The organism is Martinezella tropici, from assembly GCF_008370325.1.
Lineage (GTDB): Bacteria > Pseudomonadota > Alphaproteobacteria > Rhizobiales > Rhizobiaceae > Rhizobium > Rhizobium tropici_B.
Map to the genome: position 1 here is coordinate 144,320 of NZ_VNIP01000018.1, position 20,881 is coordinate 165,200.

The window sequence follows — 20,881 nt, forward strand, 5'->3', positions numbered from 1 at the left end:
GACCGTCATGGATTGGGAGGAGTTCCGGCAATGGTCGGAGAAAGCCGCACATTGGGGCGCGGACTATCGCGCGTCGCTTCGCGACAGGCCGGTCCGGGCGAAGATGGCGCCGGGAGAAATCGCCGCCCGCATCGCCGCCTGCCCGCCGGTAACAGGCGAAGCCATGGAGGATATCTTCAAAGACTTTGAGGATATCCTTGTGCCTGGCATGACGCATTGGCAGCACCCGCGCTTCTTTGCCTATTTCCCCGCCAATGCCGCCCCCGTTTCAGTGGTTGCCGAATATCTGGTCAGCGCCATCGCCGCACAATGCATGCTGTGGCAAACATCGCCGTCCGCAACCGAGCTGGAAACGAAGGTCGGTGATTGGCTGCGCCAGGCACTCGGTCTTCCGGAAACCTTCACCGGCGTCGTTCAGGATTCCGCTTCGACCGCCACGCTTGCCGCCGTCCTCGTGATGCGCGAGAGAGCGTTGGATTGGCAGGGCAACAGAAGCGGGCTCGCGGCCAGCAGGGCGGTGCGCATCTATTCCACCGACCAGGTCCACACCTCCATCGACCGCGCCATCTGGATATCAGGCATCGGCGAGGAAAACCTGGTGCGCATTCCCTCGAGCGGTCCCAACAAGGCCATGGATCCGAGAGCACTCGCCGCAGCCATAGAGCGCGATCGCGCGGCCGGGCTTTTGCCTGCCGGCGTCATCGCCTGCGTCGGCGGCACCAGCGTCGGCGCCTGTGACGATATCGCCGCTGTCGTCGAGGTTGCTCATGCGCATGGGCTCTATGTCCATGTCGATGCCGCCTGGGCGGGCTCCGCGATGATCTGTCCGGAATTCCGCGCTCTTTGGCAAGGCGTCGAGCAGGCCGATTCCGTCGTCTTCAACCCGCATAAGTGGCTTGGCGCGCAATTCGATTGCTCCGTCCAATTCGTCCGCGAGCCGGAGACGTTGGTCCGCACGCTGGCGATCCAGCCTGAATATCTGCGCACGCATGGCCATGACGGCATCATCAACTATTCGGAATGGTCAGTGCCGCTCGGCCGCCGCTTCCGCGCGCTGAAGCTCTGGTTCCTCCTGCGCTATCACGGCCTGGAAGGATTGCGGACAATGATCCGCAACCATGTGTCCTGGTCGCAGAATCTGGCTAAGCGCCTTGCCGCAGAGCCGGATTTCGAAATCGTCACCGAGCCCTTCCTGTCGCTGTTCTCCTTCGATCACAAGGCGCCTGCAGGTGCCGATCAGGAAAGCCATACCCAGCGCCTGCTGACAGCGATCAACAATGACGGCCGCATCTATCTGACGCAGACCCGTGTCGGCGGCCGGCTGGTCATTCGCTTCCAGGCTGGCCAGTTCGAGGCGACGGCTGATGATATCGACACGGCGTTTGACGTCATCGTCGAAATCGCCAGGTCATTATCCCCGAACTAGAAAAGCTGTTTTTCCAGCGCGGAGGGCCGAGCCATGCTAGGCTCTCAAAAAATCGATTAATGACACTGGTGAATGATTCGTTCATATATGATGCCATCAATCTCGTCTTTGAAAATGCAGGGAAGGAAAATCCATGAAATTGTTGCGTGTTGGCGAAGTCGGCAAGGAAAAGCCGGCGCTTTTGGATAGCGACGGCAAGATCCGCGATCTCTCCGCTCATGTCGCCGATATCGGTGGCGATGCCATTTCGCCTGCCGGTCTGGCGAAGATCGCGGCTCTCGATCCGAACAGTCTGCCCGAACTGCCGGAAGGCCGCCTCGGCGCCTGCGTTGCCGGCACCGGCAAATTCATCTGCATCGGCCTGAATTTTTCGGACCACGCCGCCGAGACCGGCGCCACCGTACCGCCGGAGCCGATTATCTTCATGAAGGCAAGCTCGGCCATCGTCGGCCCGAACGACAATGTGCTGATCCCGCGCGGTTCGGAAAAGACCGATTGGGAAGTCGAGCTCGGCGTCGTCATCGGCAAGACTGCGAAATATGTCAGCGAAGCCGATGCTCTCGACTATGTCGCCGGTTACTGCGTTTCCCACGATGTCTCCGAACGCGCCTTCCAGACGGAACGCTCGGGACAGTGGACCAAGGGCAAGTCCTGCGACACCTTCGGCCCGATCGGCCCCTGGCTCGTCACCAAGGATGAGATCGCCGATCCGCAGAATCTCGGCATGTGGCTGAAGGTCAACGGCGAGATGATGCAGAATGGCTCGACCAAGACAATGGTCTATGGCGTCGCCTACCTCGTTTCCTATCTCAGCCAGTTCATGTCGCTGCATCCAGGCGATGTCATCTCCACCGGTACGCCTCCGGGCGTCGGCATGGGCATGAAGCCACCGCAATATTTGAAGCCGGGCGATGTCGTCGAGCTCGGCATGGAGGGCCTTGGCTCCCAGCGCCAGACCTTCCTCGCCGACGCATAACGTGTACGGCTCAGGAACTTTAACTTTTTGAGATCATTGTCGATGCCGGAGAAGCGATTCTCCGGCGTTTTTATAGGAAGAACCGGCGGCCGTTATGTTGCTTTGCAGCAAAAGCTGCTAGGTTGGATAATAAGAGCTTAAAGGATGAGGTGCGCAGAGGAGCCGCGATCGTCCTGCTGCATAGCGCGACTGGAGAAGCGCCGCAGCAAAGGTAGCGACCGCAAGACGCATGCATTTCAATAATTTAGGTGATTTGCGCGTTCGCATACCGCATCACGAAAGGTAAAGCCCCTATGTTTTATCAGTTTTATGAACTCCATCATGCCGCTCTCGCCCCTTTTCGCGCCGCGGCAGACATGATGCGCCTAGCCTATGCCAATCCGCTTAATCCCCTCTCGCACACGGTGTTCGGCCGCACTTTGACGGCAAGCCTCGAGGTTTTCGAGCGCACGACCAGGCGTTACGGCAAGCCGGAATTCGGGCTCAATGAGACGCTGATCGATGGCAAGCCGGTCTCGGTGCATGAAAAGATCGTCTGGAAGAAGCCTTTCTGCAATCTCATCCATTTCGAGCGCAGCCTGCCCGCAGGCCATGGCGCCGATCCCCGTATCCTGATCGTGGCGCCGATGTCCGGCCACTATGCGACGCTCCTGCGCGGCACGGTGGAGGCCCTGCTGCCGGGCGCTGACGTCTACATCACCGACTGGATCGATGCGCGCATGGTGCCGATGACCGATGGCACCTTCGATCTGGAGGACTATATCGATTACGTCATCGAGATGCTGCACCACCTAGGCCCCGATACGCATGTCGTCGCCGTCTGTCAGCCCTCGGTGCCGGTGCTCGCGGCCGCAGCCGTCATGGAAGCGGCGGGCGATCGCCTGGCGCCCTCGTCGATGACGCTGATGGGTGGCCCGATCGATACCCGTATCAATCCGACCGCCGTCAACCAGCTCGCCAAGGAAAAGCCACTGGAGTGGTTTGCCGACAATGTCGTCATGAACGTGCCCTGGCCGCAGCCAGGCTTCATGCGGCCCGTCTATCCCGGCTTCCTGCAGCTTTCCGGCTTCATGTCGATGAATCTCGACCGTCACATGATCGCCCACAAGGACTTCTTCGTGCACCTCGTCAAGAATGACGGCGAGCCGGCCGAGAAGCATCGCGATTTCTATGACGAATATCTGGCCGTCATGGATCTGACGGCGGAATTCTATCTGCAGACGGTCGATCACGTGTTCATCAAGCATGCGCTTCCCAAGGGCGAGCTCATGCATCGCGGCGAGCGCGTGGATCCCTCCGCTATCCGCAACATCGCGCTTTTGACCGTCGAAGGCGAGAACGACGATATTTCCGGTGTCGGCCAGACGCATGCGGCACAGACCATCTGCACCAATATCCCCGACCATATGCGCATGCACTATCTGCAGCCGGATGTCGGCCATTACGGCGTCTTCAACGGCTCGCGCTTCCGCCGCGAGATCGCACCGCGTATCCTAGCCTTCACGCGCGAGCACGCCCGCACCGGCAGGCCTGTCGTCAAGCGGGTCATCAAGGGCGGAAAATCCGCCTGAGAGCAAGCAAATTCAAATGGATAGAATGGTTCGGAGCTTGTTGAGGAGCCGAACCGTTCCTGCTGTGCAAACTATTAGCTTTTGTTGAATTATCCGCGCGGATTCAAGCACTTGTCCGATTCCGCCTGGGTCTGCCATTGAAGCCTCACGAAGAGGTTACCATCTCGATTCCAGCGGTACCGCAGAGATGATCGGGCCGTTTACCGCGCCGCGCGTCCTTGGAACGCGCTGTGATGCAGGTAGAGCTTTAAAAACCGCGCAGAAGCCTTTCCATCGATCGCTGTCGGTCGAGGGCCATGCGCCGTGCGAGGATACCTGACAATGAACCAATCTGCATTGCTTCGTCCGGATTGGACTCCGGCTACTATTGCCCTGATGGTGCTTGGCTTCGTGGTCTTTTGGCCACTGGGCTTTGCCATGCTCGCCTATATTCTCTTCGGGGAACGTTTGCGGGATTTCAAACGGGACGTGAATGAGAGAACCGATGGCATGTTTGCCGGCTGCGGCCGTCATCGCGGTCGTCACCGTCATTCCTTCTCCACCGGCAACGTCGCCTTCGACGATTGGCGCAAGGCTGAACTCGAGCGTCTCGAAGAGGAGCGCCGCAAGCTCGACGAGATGCGCGCCGAGTTCGACACCTATGTCCGTGAGTTGCGCCGTGCCAAGGACCAGGAAGAGTTCGACCGTTTCATGCGCGAGCGCAACAGCGTCAAGCGCAATGACAATGGCGGCTCGCCGACCGAATTCCAGACGCCGTGACGGGAGTTCCGTTACGAGGTCAAAACCGGCATCGATCGATGCCGGTTTTTCTTTGCCAGAAATCGCAAAGCAGCTCGCGCAAAAGTGCGCAGCGGTTTTGCGATAACGACATGCGAAAATTAAAGATCAAAGCGCTGGGAGCGAATCTGAAAGATTGCGACGCGCTTTGGCGAATCATATAAAACTGCCTCCATGTTTCCGCTGCTCTCCAGATCCCGCAAACCGCCGGCCAAGCCGCCCGCGCCGGAAACGCGTACGCTCGATGTCGCCGGCCGGCTGATGCCGCTGACGATCCGCCAGCACGAGCGGGCAACCCGCATCACGCTCAGGATCGAGCCCGGCGGGCGGTCGCTGAAGATGACCATTCCGCGCGGCCTTGCCGCCCGTGAGGTCAACGCTTTTCTCGACCGGCATCAGGGCTGGCTTCTGACGAAGCTCGCAAAATTCTCCGTCGACACCGGTCTGCGCGGTGGCAGCGAAATCCTCCTGCGCGGCGTGCGTCACCGGATCGAGCATACCGGCACCCTGCGCGGCCTCACCGAAGCCATCGTCGTGGAAGGCGTTCCGGTGCTGCGCGTCAGCGGCCTGCCGGAACATGCCGGCCGGCGCATCGCGACCTTCCTGAAGAAGGAGGCGCGCGCCGATCTGGAAAAGCGCGTCGCGGTGCATGCCAAGTCCATCCGCGCCACCGTCACGTCAATCACCATGAAGGATACCCGCAGCCGCTGGGGCTCGTGCTCCTCGCAGGGAAACCTAAGCTTCTCCTGGCGTATCGTCATGGCGCCGCCGTTGGTCATCGATTACCTCGCCGCCCACGAAGTTGCCCACCTCAAGGAAATGAACCACGGCCCGCGCTTCTGGGCGCTCTGCCGCAAACTCTGCCCCGACATGGACGAGGCGAAAGCCTGGCTAAAGCGCCATGGCAGTCAGCTGCACGCGATCGATTTTGATTGAACAAGCCATCAGAACGCCCTCATTCGACGACATTGCACTCGGCCATTTCCGCAGTTTGAATGGTTTGCGTCAGTTTCTCGGCGGTGGCGCCCGCAGGGAATGAAAGTCTTTCAGGCCCGTGCGCATTGGTGTTCATTCCGGCATGGCAATACGAATAGGACGTGTTCCGATCGGGGCGCCGGTTGCGCGGTCAATGGTGACGGGATCGATTTCAGTGTCGGTTTCGGCATCGAAGAACCGGGTCACGCCGTCCGCGGGACGATGCTTACGCCCCCACGCACCAATTGCAAACAGCACCGGCAGGAAGTCCTGGCCGGCCGGCGTCAATACATATTCGTCGCGCGGAGGGCGTTCCGAGTAGCGCCGCTTTTCCAGCAGGCCGTCTTCCGTAAGCGCAGATAGCCGAGCGGTCAGCATTGTCGGCGCGATACCTAAACTCTTGCGAAATTCGTCGAAACGAGTGAGGCCCGCATGGGCATCGCGCATGATCAGCATGGACCATGCATCGCCCACCAATGCCAGGCTGCGGGCGATCAGACACGGCTGGCTCGAAAGATTCTTCATGTCGATATCTTTTTGATAGTGACTTACTATTGATTTGATAGTAACAGAATGCTCATCGATGTGCCATGATAAAAATGAAGGTGAGCACAATGAGTAAGACAGAACGTGGTGTCGCCCTGGTCACGGGTGCTTCCTCCGGCATCGGATTGGTGACCGCGCAAGCGTTGCGGCACGCTGGATACCGTGTGTTTGGAACCAGCCGCAAGCCTACGCCGGATACCCCGGACGGGGTTGTTATGCTGGTCTGTGACGTTACCGATGATGAATCGGTGCGGAGTGTGGTCGATGACATACTGGTCCGCGCAGGACGAATCGATTTGCTCGTCAACAATGCCGGGATCGGATTGCTCGCCGCAGCTGAGGAATCCTCCGTTGCGCAGGCGAAAGCTCTATTCGATGTGAACTTGTTCGGTGTCCTGCGGATGACGAATGCAATACTTCCGGTGATGAGACGTCAGCGGAAAGGCAGGATCATCAACATGAGTTCCATCCTTGGGTTGATTCCCGCTCCCTTCAACGCGCTCTACGCATCGACCAAGCACGCGATAGAAGGCTATTCCGAATCCCTTGACCACGAGGTTCGCACGCACGGCATCCGCGTCGTGCTCGTAGAGCCCGGTGTCACCCGCACGTCCTTCGAGGAGAACCTTACGCGACCGGATGGTCCGCTTCCGGTATATGACAAAGTTCGCACCGACGCTGAGAACCTGATGCGCGAGATTGTTGAGGCGGGCGATGCGCCGGAGGTGGTAGCCGACGTCGTGGTCAAAGCCGCGAACGCCGCATCGCCGAAGAGGCGCTACACGGCGGGAAAGGCGGCAGGGCAAGTCCGTTTCATACGCCGCTTCCTGCCGGAGTCCTTCATCGACAAGAACCTTCGCAAGTTTAACAGGCTTCCCGCCTGACAGCCTCTGCCGCCGGATGCTGTTGTTCGGCGTTTGGCTGCTCGTTACCCTGGAAACGAAAGTTAGTTCTCATGAAAGCATTTCTGATCGATCGCTATGCAAAGGGCGGTGCTCTGCGGCTCGGCGAAAGTCCCATGCCGGAGTTGCGGGAAACGACATGATGGTAGAGGTTTACGCAGCCAGCGTGAATCCTCTGGATGCCAAGATCAGGAGCGGCGAGTTCAAGCTTATTCTGCCGTACAGCCTTCCGTTGATCCTTGGTAATGACTTGGCGGGCGTCGTGGTCCAGGTCGGATCCAAAGTCCGGCGTTTCAAGCTGGGAGATGAGGTCTATGCCCGTCCGGCTCAGGATCGCATTGGTACCTTTGCAGAGTTTATAGCGATAAATGAGGCCGACGTTGCGATGAAACCGCAGAATGTGACCATGGAAGAGGCTGCATCATTGCCTCTGGTCGCCTTAACGGCCTGGCAGGGGCTTGTTGAGCGCGCTGGCCTGAAGAAAGGACAGAAGGTTCTCATCCATGCCGGCTCGGGTGGCGTGGGGACGATGGCCATCCAGCTCGCAAAGCATATAGGTGCACATGTGGCAACTACGACGAGCACAGCCAATGTCGATCTCGTCAAGAAGCTCGGCGCCGATGTCGTCGTCGACTACAAGAAGGACGATTTCGACAAGGTCTTGCAGGGGTATGACGTTGTGCTGAATAGCCTTGGCAAGGACACATTGGAGAAATCACTGCGCGTGCTGAAGCCGGGCGGCAAGCTCATCTCGATTTCGGGTCCGCCCGATCCGACGTTTGCCAGGGAGAATGGTTCCGGCTGGCTGCTTCAGCAGGTGATGGGCCTGCTGAGTTACGGCATCCGAAGGAAATCAAGGCGCCGTGGGGTCAGCTACTCGTTCCTTTTCATGAAGGCGAACGGAGAGCAGCTTGGCCAGATCACGTCCTTGGTCGAAACTGGGGCCGTGCGACCCGTCATGGATAAGGTTTTTCCGTTCGAGAACATCAACGAGGCGTTAGCCTATGTGGAGGCAGGTCGAGTTAAGGGCAAGGTCGTAATCTCGGTGAAGTAAAGCGCGAGCTGTTGCTTCCGGATAGCGCAAAAATCCCGCCAACGTCGCCTTTAGGCTCGACTCTTTCGAAATTTCGTGTCACTCCGCTGCCATGAACCCCGATGTCAAAATTTGTGGTCTGAAGACGCCGGAAGCGGTGGATCGTGCTCTTGAGCGCGGCGCTACCCATATCGGTTTCATCTTCTTTGAAAAAAGCCCGCGCTATATCGAGCCCGATCTCGCCGGCCAGCTGGCGGAGCGCGCGCGCGGCAAGGCGAAGATCGTCGCCGTCACGGTCGATCCCACCAACGACGATCTCGACGAGATCATGGCGCTGGTGAGGCCGGATATGCTGCAGCTCCATGGCAATGAAAGCCCGGAGCGCGTACTGACCATCAAGGCGGTCCATAACGTTCCCGTCATGAAGGCCATGTCCGTGCGTGAGGCCGATGACCTGAAGCGGGTGGAATCCTATATCGGCATTGCCGATCGCTTCCTTTTCGATGCCAAGCCGCCCGCCGGTTCTGTGCTGCCGGGCGGAAACGGCGTATCCTTCGATTGGAGCCTGATGAGCTGGCTCGACGATCGCGTGGATTACATGCTGTCCGGCGGCGTCAACAAGGACAATGTCGCCGAGGCGCTGTCCTCCACCAGGGCCAGCGGCATCGATCTTTCCTCCGCCCTGGAAAGCGCACCGGGCGTGAAGGATCTCGGTAAGATCGACCAGTTTTTCGACGCTTTTGCAGAAGCATGTCTGCCGGAACCGGCAGCAGGGAGTAGAAAGTGAACCAGACGCCTAAACCCAATTCCTTCCGCTCCGGCCCCGATGAGGACGGCCGTTTCGGCATTTACGGAGGCCGTTTCGTAGCCGAAACGCTCATGCCGCTGATCCTGGATCTGCAGGAGGAATGGAACAGGGCGAAGGACGATCCGGCCTTCCAGGCGGAGCTGAAGTCTCTCGGCACGCATTATATCGGCCGCCCGAGCCCGCTCTATTTCGCCGAGCGCCTGACGGCCGAGCTTGGCGGCGCCAAGATCTATTTCAAGCGCGAAGAGCTGAACCACACCGGCTCGCACAAGATCAACAATTGCATCGGCCAGATCCTTCTTGCCAAGCGCATGGGCAAGACTCGCATCATCGCCGAAACCGGCGCCGGCCAGCATGGCGTCGCCTCGGCGACTGTGGCTGCCCGCTTCGGCCTGCCCTGCGTCGTCTACATGGGTGCCACCGATGTCGAACGTCAGGCGCCGAACGTCTTCCGCATGAAGCTCTTGGGCGCCGAGGTCATCCCGGTGACAGCCGGCAGCGGCACGCTGAAGGACGCCATGAACGAGGCGCTGCGCGATTGGGTCACTAATGTCGAAGATACCTATTACCTGATCGGCACGGCCGCCGGTCCGCATCCCTATCCGGAAATGGTCCGCGATTTCCAGGCCGTGATCGGCACCGAAGCCCGCGCGCAGATCCTGGAGGCCGAAGGCCGTCTGCCGGATCTCGTCATTGCTGCCGTCGGCGGCGGTTCGAACGCCATCGGCATCTTCCATCCCTTCCTTGATGATGAAAGCGTCAAGATCGTCGGCGTCGAAGCTGGCGGCAAGGGTCTGCAAGGCGACGAGCATTGCGCTTCCATCACCGCCGGTTCGCCCGGCGTGCTGCATGGCAACCGCACTTACCTGCTGCAGGATGGCGACGGCCAGATCAAGGAAGGCCATTCGATTTCGGCCGGTCTCGACTACCCCGGCATCGGTCCTGAGCATTCCTGGCTGAACGATATCGGCCGCGCCGAATATGTGCCGATCATGGACCATGAGGCGCTCGAAGCCTTTCAGACGCTGACGCGCCTCGAAGGCATCATCCCGGCGCTCGAGCCGAGCCATGCGCTCGCCGAAGTGATCAAACGCGCCCCGAAGATGGGTAAGGACGAGATCATCCTGATGAACCTCTCCGGCCGCGGCGACAAGGACATCTTCACCGTCGGCAAGATTCTGGGAATGTGAGTTAGACGCCATGACCGCACGTATGGACAAACGCTTCGCCGCTTTGAAGGCTGAAGGCCGCCCGGCACTCGTCACCTATTTCATGGGTGGCGATCCCGACTACGAGATCTCGCTCGGCATCATGAAGGCGCTGCCGGAAGCCGGCGCCGACGTCATCGAACTCGGCATGCCCTTTTCCGATCCGATGGCCGACGGCCCGGCGATCCAGCTTGCCGGCCAGCGTGCCTTGAAGGCCGGCCAGACGCTGAAGAAGACGCTGCAGCTCGCCGCCGATTTCCGAAAAGTCGATGCCGATACGCCGATCGTGATGATGGGCTATTACAATCCGATCTATATCTACGGCGTCGAAAAATTCCTCGATGACGCGCTTGCAGCTGGGATCGACGGACTGATCGTCGTCGACCTGCCGCCGGAAATGGATGATGAACTCTGCATCCCGGCGATCCGCAAGGGCATCAACTTCATCCGCCTGGCAACGCCGACCACTGACGACAAGCGCCTGCCGACGGTTCTGAAGAACACGACCGGCTTCGTCTATTACGTCTCGATGAACGGCATCACCGGGTCGGCACTGCCGGATCCGTCGCTGGTTTCGGGTGCAGTGGAGCGCATCAAGCAGCACACGGACCTGCCTGTTTGCGTCGGCTTCGGCGTCAAGACGGCCGAACACGCCAAGCTGATCGGCGCTTCCGCCGATGGCGTCGTCGTCGGCACCGCGATCGTCAACCAGATCGCCACCAGCCTGACCAAGGATGGCAAGGCAACGGCCGATACCATCCAGGCCGTGGCGACGCTGGTGCGCGGCCTGTCGACAGGCACCCGTTCCGCCCGCCTTGTTGCCGCCGAATAGTTTCCCCATATAGGCCTTTCGGCAATCCGCTGCGGATTGAGGAAAAGGCCTATGGGCATTTGGTGACGACTGAGCTATCGATTAATTCGGTCGATTAGGAGTTTCGAATTGAACTGGATCACGAACTACGTCCGCCCGCGGATCAATTCCATGCTGGGCCGCCGCGAGGTTCCGGAGAATCTCTGGATCAAGTGCCCGGAAACCGGCGAAATGGTCTTCCACAAGGATCTGGAAGACAACAAGTGGGTCATCCCCGCATCCGGCTTCCACATGAAGATGCCGGCCAAGGCCCGTCTTGCCGATCTCTTCGACAATGGCGAATACGAAGCCCTGCCGCAGCCGAAGGTCGCGCAGGATCCGCTGAAGTTCCGCGATTCGAAGAAATATACCGATCGCCTGAAAGACAGCCGCATCAAGACCGAGCAGGAAGATACGATCCTGTCAGGTGTCGGCAAGGTTCGCGGCCTGAAGCTTGTCGCCATCGTGCATGAGTTCAACTTCATCGGCGGCTCGCTCGGCATGGCGGCCGGCGAAGCTATCGTGAAGGCTTTCGAACGCGCGATCGCCGAAAAATGTCCCGTGGTGATGTTCCCGGCTTCGGGCGGCGCCCGCATGCAGGAGGGCATCCTGTCGCTGATGCAGCTGCCGCGCACGACCGTTGCCGTCGATTTGCTGAAGGAATCGGGCCAGCCCTATGTGGTGGTTCTGACCAATCCGACGACCGGCGGCGTCACGGCCTCCTACGCCATGCTCGGCGATATCCATCTCGCCGAACCCGGCGCCGAAATCGGCTTTGCCGGTAAGCGCGTGATCGAGCAGACGCTGCGCGAAAAGCTTCCGGAAGGTTTCCAGACCTCGGAATACCTGCTGGAGCACGGTATGGTCGACATGGTCGTCAAGCGTCACGATATTCCGGACACCCTGGCAACTCTTTTGAAAATCCTGACCAAGGTGCCTGCCAACGACGTGTCCGCAAAAAGCAAGAACAGCGTTGCGCTGCCGGTCGCGGCGAGCGCCTGACATCATCGATTGCCGACAGGCGGAGGTGCGGGATGACATCCATGGATCAATCCGCAATGAGCGAGGCAGCGCGGGAAATCGAGAAGCTCATGGGATTGCATCCCAAGGGCTTCGATCTGTCTTTGGAGAGAATTACCCGTCTGCTCGACGTCCTCGGCAACCCTCATAAGAAATTGCCGCCGGTGATCCATGTCGCGGGCACCAACGGCAAGGGATCGGTGACGGCCTTCTGCCGCGCCCTGCTCGAAGCCGGCGGCTATAGCGTGCATGTCCATACCTCGCCGCATCTCGTCAACTGGCACGAGCGCTATCGCATCGGCGTCAAGGGCGGCCGCGGCAAGCTTGTCGACGATGCCGTGTTCGCCGATGTGCTGAGGCGCATCGCCAAGGCCAATGACGGTCAGAAGATCACCGTCTTCGAAATTCTGACGGCCGCGACCTTCCTCCTCTTTTCAGAGCATCCGGCCGATGCCGTCGTCATCGAGGTCGGCCTTGGCGGCCGCTTCGATGCCACCAATGTCATTTCTGATCCTGCCGTCTCGGTCATCATGCCGATTTCGCTCGATCATCAGCCCTATCTCGGCGACCGCGTCGAGCTGATCGCGGCTGAGAAAGCGGGCATCCTGAAGGCCGGCCATCCGGTCGTCATTGGCCATCAGGACTATGATGCCGCGCTCGATGTGCTGATCTCGACGGCCGAGCGGCTTCGTTGCCCGACGGCCGTGTTCGGCCAGGATTTTTCCGCCCACGAGGAATATGGCAAGCTGGTCTATCAGGACGAGTTCGGCCTGGCCGACCTGCCGCTGCCGCGCCTGCCGGGCCGACACCAATATGGCAATGCCGCTGCCGCCATACGGGCGGTCAAGGCCGCCGGTTTCGTCGTCACGGAAGCGATGATGGAAAAGGCGATGACATCCGTCGAGTGGCCGGGACGCCTGCAGCGGCTGACGGAAGGCGATCTGATATCGCATGCGCCGGAGCGTGCCGAGATCTGGGTCGATGGTGGCCACAATCCCGGCGCCGGAGAAGTCATCGCGGAGGCCATGGCCAATTTCGAGGAACGTCGGCCGCGGTCTCTGTTCCTGATCATCGGTATGATCAACACCAAGGATCCCGTGGGATACTTCAAGGCCTTTGCCGGCCTTGCGGAGAAGGTCTACTGCGTGCCTATCCGCGGCAGCGATGCGATGATCGACCCCGTCATCCTGGCCAATGCCGCCTATGATGCCGGCCTCATAGCCGAGCCCATGTCTAATGTCGTCGAGGCGCTGGATGCGATCAAGGCTTTAGCCGTGCCGAATTCACCCGCCCCGCGCATCCTGATCGGGGGTTCGCTTTATCTCGTCGGCGATGTCCTTGCCGACAACGGCACGCCGCCGCGGTAAGTGAGGCGGGTGGTTATTCGCCACCCGCCCTCGTGGTTCGAGGCTCCGGCACCTTCGGCAAGCTCAGGAGCCTACGCACCTCGCCATCAGGACTAACCTTCTGTACAAGCCAGCTATTGAGTTCGCCTCATGCGCCAGGGATCGGTTTATGCAACGGCGTGCGCTCCATCCTCACCCTGAGGAGCGAAGCCTCGAAGGGCGAGGATGGCCCGCTCTCTCCGACCAACAAAAAGCCCCGCCGAAGCGGGGCTCTTGTTTCATGCGATCGATACCCGATCAGGATGCGCTGGAGATCCAGTTCTGCAGGGCCGTCTTGGGAGCGGCGCCGACTTTGATATCGGCAACTTCGCCGGCCTTGAACATGGCGAGCGTCGGGATCGAGCGAACGCCAAACTGGGCGGCCAGTTCCGGGTTTTCGTCGATGTTGAGCTTGGCGACCTTGACTTTGCCTTCGAACTGCACGGCGAGCTCTTCGAGAGCCGGGGCGATCATCTTGCACGGACCGCACCATTCGGCCCAGAAATCAACGACCACAGGCTCTGCGGACTGCAGCACTTCGGTGGCGAAATTGGAGGTATCGACTTTAACGGTAGCCATAGGCTGCTCCTTACCAGGATTTGCGGGATGCTAGATATGTGATGGTGCGGTGCCCATATGTCAATATCTGGTATTCACTTTGTCTCGAGCTCCGCAAGCGCCAATGCAAGAGCCCCGTCGGATAGCGTGTAGATCGAGGCATTTTCGGTATAGACCAGCATGCAGTCTACACGCTTTCCCGGATAAAGCGGCGAAAGGATCTCGCGGTAGATGGCAAGCTGGGCTCTGTGCGCGAAGGGAATGCTGCTTTCCTCGGGCGGCGGTACGCGATTCGTCTTGTAGTCGAGAATGACGATACGGTCATCCAGCACCGCGAGCCGATCGATGCGGCCCGAGACAGCATAGGACTGGCTGCCGAGCTTCAGCGTGCCCATGATCGAGACTTCCGCCTGCGCATGGGTGCTGAAAGTGCCCTGCAGATCCGGATGCGACAGCAGCGCCGTGACGGACTTCACCAGCGCCTCTTGCTCGGCCTGCGGCCAAAAGCGCGCGGCCCGCTCCGCATAGCGCCGAGCCGCATCGGCGCGCTCCTCGGGCGCGATTTCAGGCAAGGTCTGCAGCATGCGGTGAATGAAGCGGCCTTTTTGCAGGGCGCGGTCGGACTTGGCCTTTTCGCCGAAGAGCGCCGAAGTCACGAGCAGGTCGTCGGCTTCCTCATCGATAACGGTGCCAACGCCGGAGGGGCTCAGTGGCCGCGGCAGGCTTCTTTGCGGCGGCAGCGGCCGGTTGAGGCCGTCGGGCAGGCCAGCGCGCTCAGAACGTGTCTCATGCTCCTTAGCGGTCTCGAATGCGAGTTGGACCTGCGCAACCCGCCAGCTCAAGCCCTGCCAGTCGCCGTCAGGTCCGGAGAAAGTCTTCTGCGTGCAATGCAGCTCATCCCCGCGCAACGCGGCTGAAATCATCGCGTGCCAGGTTTCGGCATTTTCGCGGATACCGCGATAGCCGCAGATGATCAGGCGGTCGGCGGCGCGCGTCATGCCGACATAGAGTAGCCGGCGATATTCCTCCTCCGCTAGGGACTGCAGCCGCGCGGTATCGGCCTGCGTCAGCGAATTGGCAAGCGCCGAGACCGGAACCCAGACCGGCAGCGGGATCTCATCCCCACTGGTTTCGATCAGCCGCATCTTCGGCAGATGCGTATGGGTGAAGGCCTTGCCGCCGCCATCGACGAGAAAGACGATCGGCGCTTCCAGCCCCTTCGAGGCATGCACCGTCATGATCCGCACTTCGTTGCGGCCCTTATCTTGCTCGCGCTTGACCGTCGGCGCTTCCAATTCCAGCGTCGAGATGAAGGATTGCAGGCCGGGCAGGCCGCTTGTCTCGTGATCGAGCGTGAAGGTCAGGAATTCGTCGAGGATATCGCTGACCTCGGTGCCGAGCCGCGCCAGAAACTGCCGCCTGCCGCCGAAGCTGCCGAGCACGCGCGCATAAAAATCATGGACAGGAAGGCTCTTCGACAAGGCAAGGAAGGTTCGCAGCCGTTCGACCACTTGGCTGAAACGTTCATGGCCGTCTGCGGCAAATCTCTGCAGATGGCTCCAGACACTTTCCTCGTCGTCGCGGTAGGCCGCGACCGCAAAGACATCCTCTTCGCTGAGATCGAAGAGTGGACTCTTCATAAGCGCGCAGAGCGAAAGATCGTCTTCCGGCAGCAGCAGGAAGCGGCCCAGCGCCAGAAGATCCTGAATGGCGATATGGCTGGTCAGCACGAGACGATCGGCGCCGGCGACGGGGATGTTGCCGCGTCGCTTCAGGGCGCGGGTCAGCGCGTTGACGAAGCTGTCGCGCTTGCGCACCAGCACGAGAATGTCGCCGGCTTCGATGAAGCGCGCCTTGCCCTTCTCGATGATCTTTTCCCGGCCAACGAGATTGCCGATCGTCTGTGCCATCCGTCGCGCCAGAATGGCGGGAGGTGCACTCTCCGGGGTCGAATCGAAGGGTGCGGTCCAGTCCTCTTCCTTGGCGGCCGGTTCAGGCGCGATCATCTCCCAGAGATCGACGGCGCCGGGATGGCCGATGCGGCTGGAGCGGTGCACCACCGGCTCGTTGACGGCGCTGAGACCTCTCGCATTGTCCGGGCTGGTGAAAACATGATCGACGGCGCCAAGCACATCGGCCGTCGAGCGGAAGGAGAGGGGCAGGCGGATCGACGAGAATTGCTGGCCGCTCGCCGCCACGCGCCGCCTTGTGCGGTCGCTCTCCTCGGAAAACCGTTCCGGACGGGCGCCCTGGAACGAATAGATCGATTGCTTCTCGTCGCCGACGGCAAAGATGGTTCTGAGCGTCGGCCGGGCGCTGTCGCCGGAGAAGAAATCTTCCGCCAGCGACTGGATGACGCTCCACTGGATCGGGCTGGTGTCCTGCGCCTCGTCCACCAGAATGTGGTCGATGCCCTGATCGAGCTTGTAGTGGATCCAGGGACCGACATCCTTCTTGGTGAGAAGATCAGCTGTGCGGGTGATGAGGTCTTCGAAATCGAGTTGGCTGCGCCGCTTCTTTAGCTCCTCATAATCGCGGTTCAGGCGATCGGCGAGAATGAGAGCGGCACGGGTGGCCCGGTACATCCGCATCAGCCTCAGCCGGTCGCGGCTGGCAACGACATGGGCGCGCGCGGTAGCCACGGCGTCCGCCAAGACAGGCGCATCTGCCAGCATCGCTTTCACGAAGAACTGGCTGTCCGACTTCGGTTCGCCCTTGGCGGTCAGCACGGCCTTTTCGAGGATCTCGGCGCGGGCGAGCGGACTTGCCTCGCGCTTGGCAAGGCGGAGCGCATAGGCAACTTCCTGAGCCTTGGCGCCGCCCTTCTCGTCGGCGAGCGTCAGGTAAAGCTCCAGCGTTGCACCAGAAAGGCCGGGCAGGGGCCAGTATTGCTCCGCAATGCTTGTTTCCGTCTCTCCCAGTGAAAGGCCAAGCCGGGCGAGCAGCGCGGCTTCGATGCCGCCCTTGCGTTCCGCGGCTTCCGTGAAACGGCGGATGGCATTGCGATTGGCGACGATATCGCCAAGTAGCGTCTCAAGGCCGGATTCGTCACCGAGATCGAGCACATAGGCAAAAGCGTCCGCCAGCTCGGCATCGCCATGCGGCGTCGTTGATGTCAGCAGGGCGCGGCGCGCATCGTCGAGAAGGGTTTCGGCCGCCCGATCGTCGAGCACGGAGAAATGCCCGGCGACGTTCGCTTCGAGCGGGAATTGGTGCAACAGGGCCTCGCAAAAGGCATGGATGGTCTGGATCTTCAGCCCTCCCGGCGTTTCCAGCGCCTTGGCAAAGAGCCGACGTGCCTCGGCAAGCTTGAAGAGATCCGGTTCCCTGCCTTCGATATCTGCGATGCGCTTCTTCAGCTCCTCGTCCGGCATCGTCGCCCAGGCGGCGAGCCTGTCGAAGACGCGGTTCGACATTTCGGAGGCGGCAGCCTTGGTATAGGTAAGGCAGAGGATCGCCGAGGGGCGTGCGCCTGATAGCAGCAGGCGGATGACGCGCTGCGTCAGCACATGCGTCTTGCCGGAGCCGGCATTGGCCGAGACCCAGGCCGAGCGCTCGGGGTCGGAGGCTATCGATTGCTGGATCGTCGTCCAGCCGATCCAGACGCCGGGATCGTCGCTTTCGGGCAGGGTGGCGATATCGTCGGCGGGAAAATCACTCATCGCCGCCGCCTTCCTGCTCGGTCTCGGCCGTCGACCATTCCGAAACGCGGGCGAGATGGTCGTAGTCGCCGCCATATTCGAACTGCTGCGCTGGGATGAGCCGCGAGGAAAAACCCTTCTCGCCGGATTGCAGCAGCGAGACGAATTTCACCAGCTGATCCATCGATTCCTGCGCGAGATCCATAGCCGACTTCGTCTCCGTCTTGCCGCCGCGGCTGGAGTGCTCATTGTTGACCTGATCGACCTTGAAGCGGTCGCCGGGCCGCAAGCGGACATAGAGCAGGTTCTCAGGGATCAGTGCGCCGATATTGCGGAAGGCGCCCGCCTTCAGCGCATAGGCTTCCAAAGCCAGCTGCGGATCGAGCAGGGCGCGGGCCTGTGGCGGAGAGGGATTGTAGCCGGTCTTGTAGTCGATGAGGTCGGCGCCCCTGTCGCTCTTGATGTCGATACGGTCGGCAACGCCGGTCAAACGGATGCCTATCGGTTCGATCTCGACGCCGGCGGGTACTTCCGTCGCCGTCATGCGAACCGCCGGCCGCCGTTCCGCTTCCCAGTCAAGGAAAGCGCGAGCCACCTCGCGAAAGCGTGGCCGCCAGACACTGTCGATATGGATGGGCAGCCGTTCGGCATCGAAGAGGTCGGCGATGATGCGATCCATGGCGAGCGTCGCATCCGGCGTGCCGGCAATATGCCCTTCACGGATGAAACGGTCGATGATCTTGTGATAGAGCGTGCCGCGCTCGGCCGGGCCGGGATCGCGGTTGAACGGATCGACCGGATCGAGCCGCAGCACGCGGCGGGCATAGATCGAATAGGGATCGCGCCGCAGCCGGCCCACCTCGCTGAAGGAATAGCTCTTCGGCTGCAGTTCCACAGGCGGCTTCGGCGCCGGGCGCAGCGCCGGCGCCTGGTTTTCACCCTCGTCGATCATCGCGGCCCAATGGCGATACTGGTCGCCGCGCGCCTTCATGGCGTCTTCCAACTCCTTGCCGCCAAGCGCAATCAGCCGCTGCAGCCAACGCGACGCGACCGTCGGGGTCGAACCCTGGCGCAGCGCCCGGGAATAGATCAGGTCGCGTGTGCCGTTCGCCATTTCGAAATCGTGGGCGAGCTGCCCGATGCGGCGCTCCGGCGGCTCCAGGCCGATCTCCGTCTTCATGCTGCGGGAAATGAAGGGGTTGTTCGCGGTTTGGCCTGGCCAGGAACCCTCGTTCAACCCGCCGAGGATCAGCGTATCGACGCTCTGCAGCCGCGCTTCCAGCGTGCCGAAGATGAAGAGACGCGGATGGCTGAGCGCCCGCGGCTTCACCGCCTGGCCCACGCAGAGCGCTGCCATAATGTCGATCCACTGCACCCCATCGGCTTCAAGCTGGCCGTCGGTGTCGATGACGTCTCGGAGCAAGCTGGCAAGCGTGTCCCCGGCCTCGCCGGACCAAAGACCCGCCAGGCTGCCGTGCTCGTCGACGGCCACGGCTTCGAGGGCACGGCCCGTACGCTCGGCCCAATCCGAAAGGGTCAGCAGGCCTTCCGACGCAGGCAGCAAAAGCGCCGATATCAGCGGTTCGCAGGCCGCTGTCACACGCTGGGCCAGGGCGCGCGCATGCTCGATGGCTTCAGGCGGCAGCGCTTTTCGCCATTGCGGCGCATGGCGGTCATTGGCCTGCTCCGCCACACGCTCGTCCAGCAGGGCCTCCAGCCTGCCGATTTCGATATTGGTGACACCGCCCCTGAGCGCCAGGATCTCCAGCGCGTCGACAGCAGACTGATGCGTCTCCGCTGGCAGGCCGAACAAGGCGAGAGGATGTTTCAACAGTGCAACGACGGCGACAGGATCGCCGGGGCGAAGCGACGCCTCCAGCAGCAATTGCAGCAACGTGCCTTGCGGCGTGGCGTTCAGCGGCGTGCCGGCCGAATCGTCGGCGGTAATGCCGAAGCGGGCAAGCTCGGCCGTCACGCGTCGGGCAAGATTGCGGTCGGGCGTGATCAAGGCCGCCTGGCTTTCGCCGCCGTTGCGCGCCGGCTTATCCAAAGCCAGCCGCAGGGCGATGGCGATTGCGGTCGCTTCCTCGCGCTCGTTGGCGGCTTCGATCAGTGCCACGTCGGCGAATGCATCCGGGATCGCATCGGGAGAGAGCGTCTTGCGCCAGCTTCCCCAGCCGCTCGTCGCCTTGGCCGGCGCCAGCGCGCGCGACAGGATCTGCGCCCGCATCTGCATGGCATCAGCCGCATCCACGACAGGTTCGACATCGCGCCGGGTGACGCGCAACCGCTTCAAGAGCAGGGAAAGACCATATTGCGGATGGCTGCGGGTGGTCGGATCGGCTCTTTCGCCGATGGAGGTTTCCGGCGCCACGAGCTGCCAATCCTCTTCCGGCATCGCAAGATCGAGGCCGGGGAGCACGATCACGCCTTGCGGCAGGGCAGCGACCGCCGCGATGAGCTCCGCCGTCGCAGGCACCGAGCCGGTCGAGCCTGCGACGATGACCGGCCCGGGGTGCCGCATGGTAGAGATCCGTTGCGCCTCGGCGCGCAGGATGGCATTGCGGTTGCGGGCTGGCGACGATTTGCCGAGCTCTTCAAGGCGCGCCGGCCAGAAGGCGCTGGCAATCGCCAGGAATTCGGCCGTCAGCTGCCACCAGAGTGCGTGATCCTCTGCGCCGAGAGTGGCAAGCTCGCTCCATTCGCGGTCCTCGGTCTCAAGCGAATCGATGAGTTCAGCAAGATTGCGTGCGAGCCATATGGCATCCGCCGGGCTTGCCGGCGCCACCAGTGGCGAATCGGAGTGAATGTCGCGCACGATCTGCGGCAGCTTGTTGCGCCAGGCGAGGATCAGTCGCGCCAGTTCCAGCAGTCGGGCGGTATTGGCAAGCGGCTGTGCCAGATCGGCCGTTTCCGGCAGGGTCTCCTCGAAATAGCCGCTGTCATCGTCGGTTTCGCCGAGCGGACGAATGACGGGCAGGATGGCGGAACGGCCGCCGAGCAGGTCGACGAATTCCGAGCGCAGCACGCGCGCCGCGCGCCGCGTCGGCAGGAAGATGCTGACCTTGGCGAGCGATAGCGGGTCGCTCGGATCATGGCGGAAATGTTCGGTCAGCCGGCCATCGCAAAGCGCTGCCGCAAGGGTCTTCAGGAAAGGCAGGCCCGCGGGAATCGTCAGGACGCGCTGCCGGTGCCCACCCGTCAT

General features: G+C 61.4%; 15 protein-coding genes and 1 pseudogene. 12 read left to right on the forward strand and 4 right to left on the reverse strand.

Translation table 11 applies throughout. The features are described from left to right. Nucleotides 1-7 precede the first annotated feature (7 nt). From FP026_RS28890 to FP026_RS28910, 5 genes are all read left to right on the forward strand, one after another. Nucleotides 8-1,426, forward strand: a complete 1,419-nt coding sequence (locus FP026_RS28890) for a pyridoxal phosphate-dependent decarboxylase family protein (RefSeq protein WP_149637994.1) — start codon at nt 8-10, stop codon at nt 1,424-1,426. Between the two features lie 133 nt (nt 1,427-1,559). After that, nucleotides 1,560-2,402 (forward strand): fumarylacetoacetate hydrolase family protein, encoded by an 843-nt coding sequence (locus FP026_RS28895; RefSeq protein WP_149637995.1) that lies wholly within the window; start codon nt 1,560-1,562, stop codon nt 2,400-2,402. A gap of 293 nt (nt 2,403-2,695) precedes the next feature. Further along, nucleotides 2,696-3,973, forward strand: coding sequence for a polyhydroxyalkanoate depolymerase (locus tag FP026_RS28900; protein ID WP_149637996.1), 1,278 nt, complete (start codon nt 2,696-2,698; stop codon nt 3,971-3,973). A 321-nt stretch (nt 3,974-4,294) separates the two neighbouring features. Then, the gene (locus FP026_RS28905; RefSeq protein ID WP_149637997.1) at nt 4,295-4,732 is read left to right on the forward strand and encodes a DUF2852 domain-containing protein; all 438 of its coding nucleotides are present in this window, start codon (nt 4,295-4,297) and stop codon (nt 4,730-4,732) included. Nucleotides 4,733-4,924: 192 nt separating this feature from the next. Next, entirely contained in the window at nt 4,925-5,686 is a 762-nt protein-coding gene (locus FP026_RS28910; protein WP_149637998.1) for a M48 family metallopeptidase, read from the forward strand. A gap of 132 nt (nt 5,687-5,818) precedes the next feature. Here FP026_RS28910 and FP026_RS28915 read toward each other — a convergent pair whose 3' ends face one another. Then, nucleotides 5,819-6,250 (reverse strand): winged helix-turn-helix transcriptional regulator, encoded by a 432-nt coding sequence (locus FP026_RS28915; RefSeq protein WP_149637999.1) that lies wholly within the window; start codon nt 6,248-6,250, stop codon nt 5,819-5,821. Between the two features lie 89 nt (nt 6,251-6,339). Between FP026_RS28915 and FP026_RS28920 the strand changes: the two genes are divergently transcribed. The 7 genes and pseudogenes from FP026_RS28920 to FP026_RS28950 all read left to right on the forward strand — a co-directional run bounded on the left by FP026_RS28920 (nt 6,340) and on the right by FP026_RS28950 (nt 13,459). Next, entirely contained in the window at nt 6,340-7,155 is an 816-nt protein-coding gene (locus FP026_RS28920) for an oxidoreductase (protein ID WP_149638000.1), read from the forward strand. A gap of 71 nt (nt 7,156-7,226) precedes the next feature. Continuing rightward, nucleotides 7,227-8,227 (forward strand): annotated as a pseudogene (locus tag FP026_RS28925) (NADP-dependent oxidoreductase). A gap of 91 nt (nt 8,228-8,318) precedes the next feature. After that, the gene (locus FP026_RS28930; protein ID WP_149638001.1) at nt 8,319-8,993 is read left to right on the forward strand and encodes a phosphoribosylanthranilate isomerase; all 675 of its coding nucleotides are present in this window, start codon (nt 8,319-8,321) and stop codon (nt 8,991-8,993) included. Beyond that, nucleotides 8,990-10,204: a tryptophan synthase subunit beta gene (gene trpB, locus FP026_RS28935; protein WP_149638002.1), complete on the forward strand. Its 1,215-nt coding sequence runs from the start codon at nt 8,990-8,992 to the stop codon at nt 10,202-10,204. The genes FP026_RS28930 and trpB overlap by 4 nt, the downstream gene beginning before the upstream one ends. A gap of 10 nt (nt 10,205-10,214) precedes the next feature. Then, nucleotides 10,215-11,054 carry a tryptophan synthase subunit alpha gene (gene trpA / locus FP026_RS28940; protein ID WP_149638003.1) on the forward strand — a complete coding sequence of 280 codons (840 nt, stop codon included), beginning with the start codon at nt 10,215-10,217 and terminating at the stop codon, nt 11,052-11,054. Between the two features lie 108 nt (nt 11,055-11,162). After that, nucleotides 11,163-12,074 carry an acetyl-CoA carboxylase, carboxyltransferase subunit beta gene (gene accD / locus FP026_RS28945; RefSeq protein ID WP_149638004.1) on the forward strand — a complete coding sequence of 304 codons (912 nt, stop codon included), beginning with the start codon at nt 11,163-11,165 and terminating at the stop codon, nt 12,072-12,074. A 56-nt stretch (nt 12,075-12,130) separates the two neighbouring features. Continuing rightward, nucleotides 12,131-13,459 carry a bifunctional folylpolyglutamate synthase/dihydrofolate synthase gene (locus FP026_RS28950; protein WP_188112713.1) on the forward strand — a complete coding sequence of 443 codons (1,329 nt, stop codon included), beginning with the start codon at nt 12,131-12,133 and terminating at the stop codon, nt 13,457-13,459. Between the two features lie 276 nt (nt 13,460-13,735). Here the strand turns inward: FP026_RS28950 and trxA are convergent, their stop codons facing one another. From trxA to addB, 3 genes are all read right to left on the reverse strand, one after another. Then, nucleotides 13,736-14,056 carry a thioredoxin gene (trxA, locus tag FP026_RS28955; protein ID WP_004127513.1) on the reverse strand — a complete coding sequence of 107 codons (321 nt, stop codon included), beginning with the start codon at nt 14,054-14,056 and terminating at the stop codon, nt 13,736-13,738. Between the two features lie 74 nt (nt 14,057-14,130). Further along, nucleotides 14,131-17,697, reverse strand: a complete 3,567-nt coding sequence (gene addA, locus FP026_RS28960) for a double-strand break repair helicase AddA (protein WP_149638005.1) — start codon at nt 17,695-17,697, stop codon at nt 14,131-14,133. Beyond that, entirely contained in the window at nt 17,690-20,881 is a 3,192-nt protein-coding gene (gene addB / locus FP026_RS28965) for a double-strand break repair protein AddB (protein WP_149638006.1), read from the reverse strand. The genes addA and addB overlap by 8 nt, the downstream gene beginning before the upstream one ends.

Coding starts and splice junctions, on each gene's coding strand:
- FP026_RS28890 (WP_149637994.1), top strand. CDS start 8: ATGGATTGGGAGGAGTTCCGGCAATGGTCGGAGAAAGCCGCACATTGG.
- FP026_RS28895 (WP_149637995.1), top strand. CDS start 1,560: ATGAAATTGTTGCGTGTTGGCGAAGTCGGCAAGGAAAAGCCGGCGCTT.
- FP026_RS28900 (WP_149637996.1), top strand. CDS start 2,696: ATGTTTTATCAGTTTTATGAACTCCATCATGCCGCTCTCGCCCCTTTT.
- FP026_RS28905 (WP_149637997.1), top strand. CDS start 4,295: ATGAACCAATCTGCATTGCTTCGTCCGGATTGGACTCCGGCTACTATT.
- FP026_RS28910 (WP_149637998.1), top strand. CDS start 4,925: ATGTTTCCGCTGCTCTCCAGATCCCGCAAACCGCCGGCCAAGCCGCCC.
- FP026_RS28915 (WP_149637999.1), bottom strand. CDS start 6,250: ATGAAGAATCTTTCGAGCCAGCCGTGTCTGATCGCCCGCAGCCTGGCA.
- FP026_RS28920 (WP_149638000.1), top strand. CDS start 6,340: ATGAGTAAGACAGAACGTGGTGTCGCCCTGGTCACGGGTGCTTCCTCC.
- FP026_RS28930 (WP_149638001.1), top strand. CDS start 8,319: ATGAACCCCGATGTCAAAATTTGTGGTCTGAAGACGCCGGAAGCGGTG.
- trpA (WP_149638003.1), top strand. CDS start 10,215: ATGACCGCACGTATGGACAAACGCTTCGCCGCTTTGAAGGCTGAAGGC.
- FP026_RS28950 (WP_188112713.1), top strand. CDS start 12,131: ATGAGCGAGGCAGCGCGGGAAATCGAGAAGCTCATGGGATTGCATCCC.
- trxA (WP_004127513.1), bottom strand. CDS start 14,056: ATGGCTACCGTTAAAGTCGATACCTCCAATTTCGCCACCGAAGTGCTG.
- addA (WP_149638005.1), bottom strand. CDS start 17,697: ATGAGTGATTTTCCCGCCGACGATATCGCCACCCTGCCCGAAAGCGAC.
- addB (WP_149638006.1), bottom strand. CDS start 20,881: ATGACGGGTGGGCACCGGCAGCGCGTCCTGACGATTCCCGCGGGCCTG.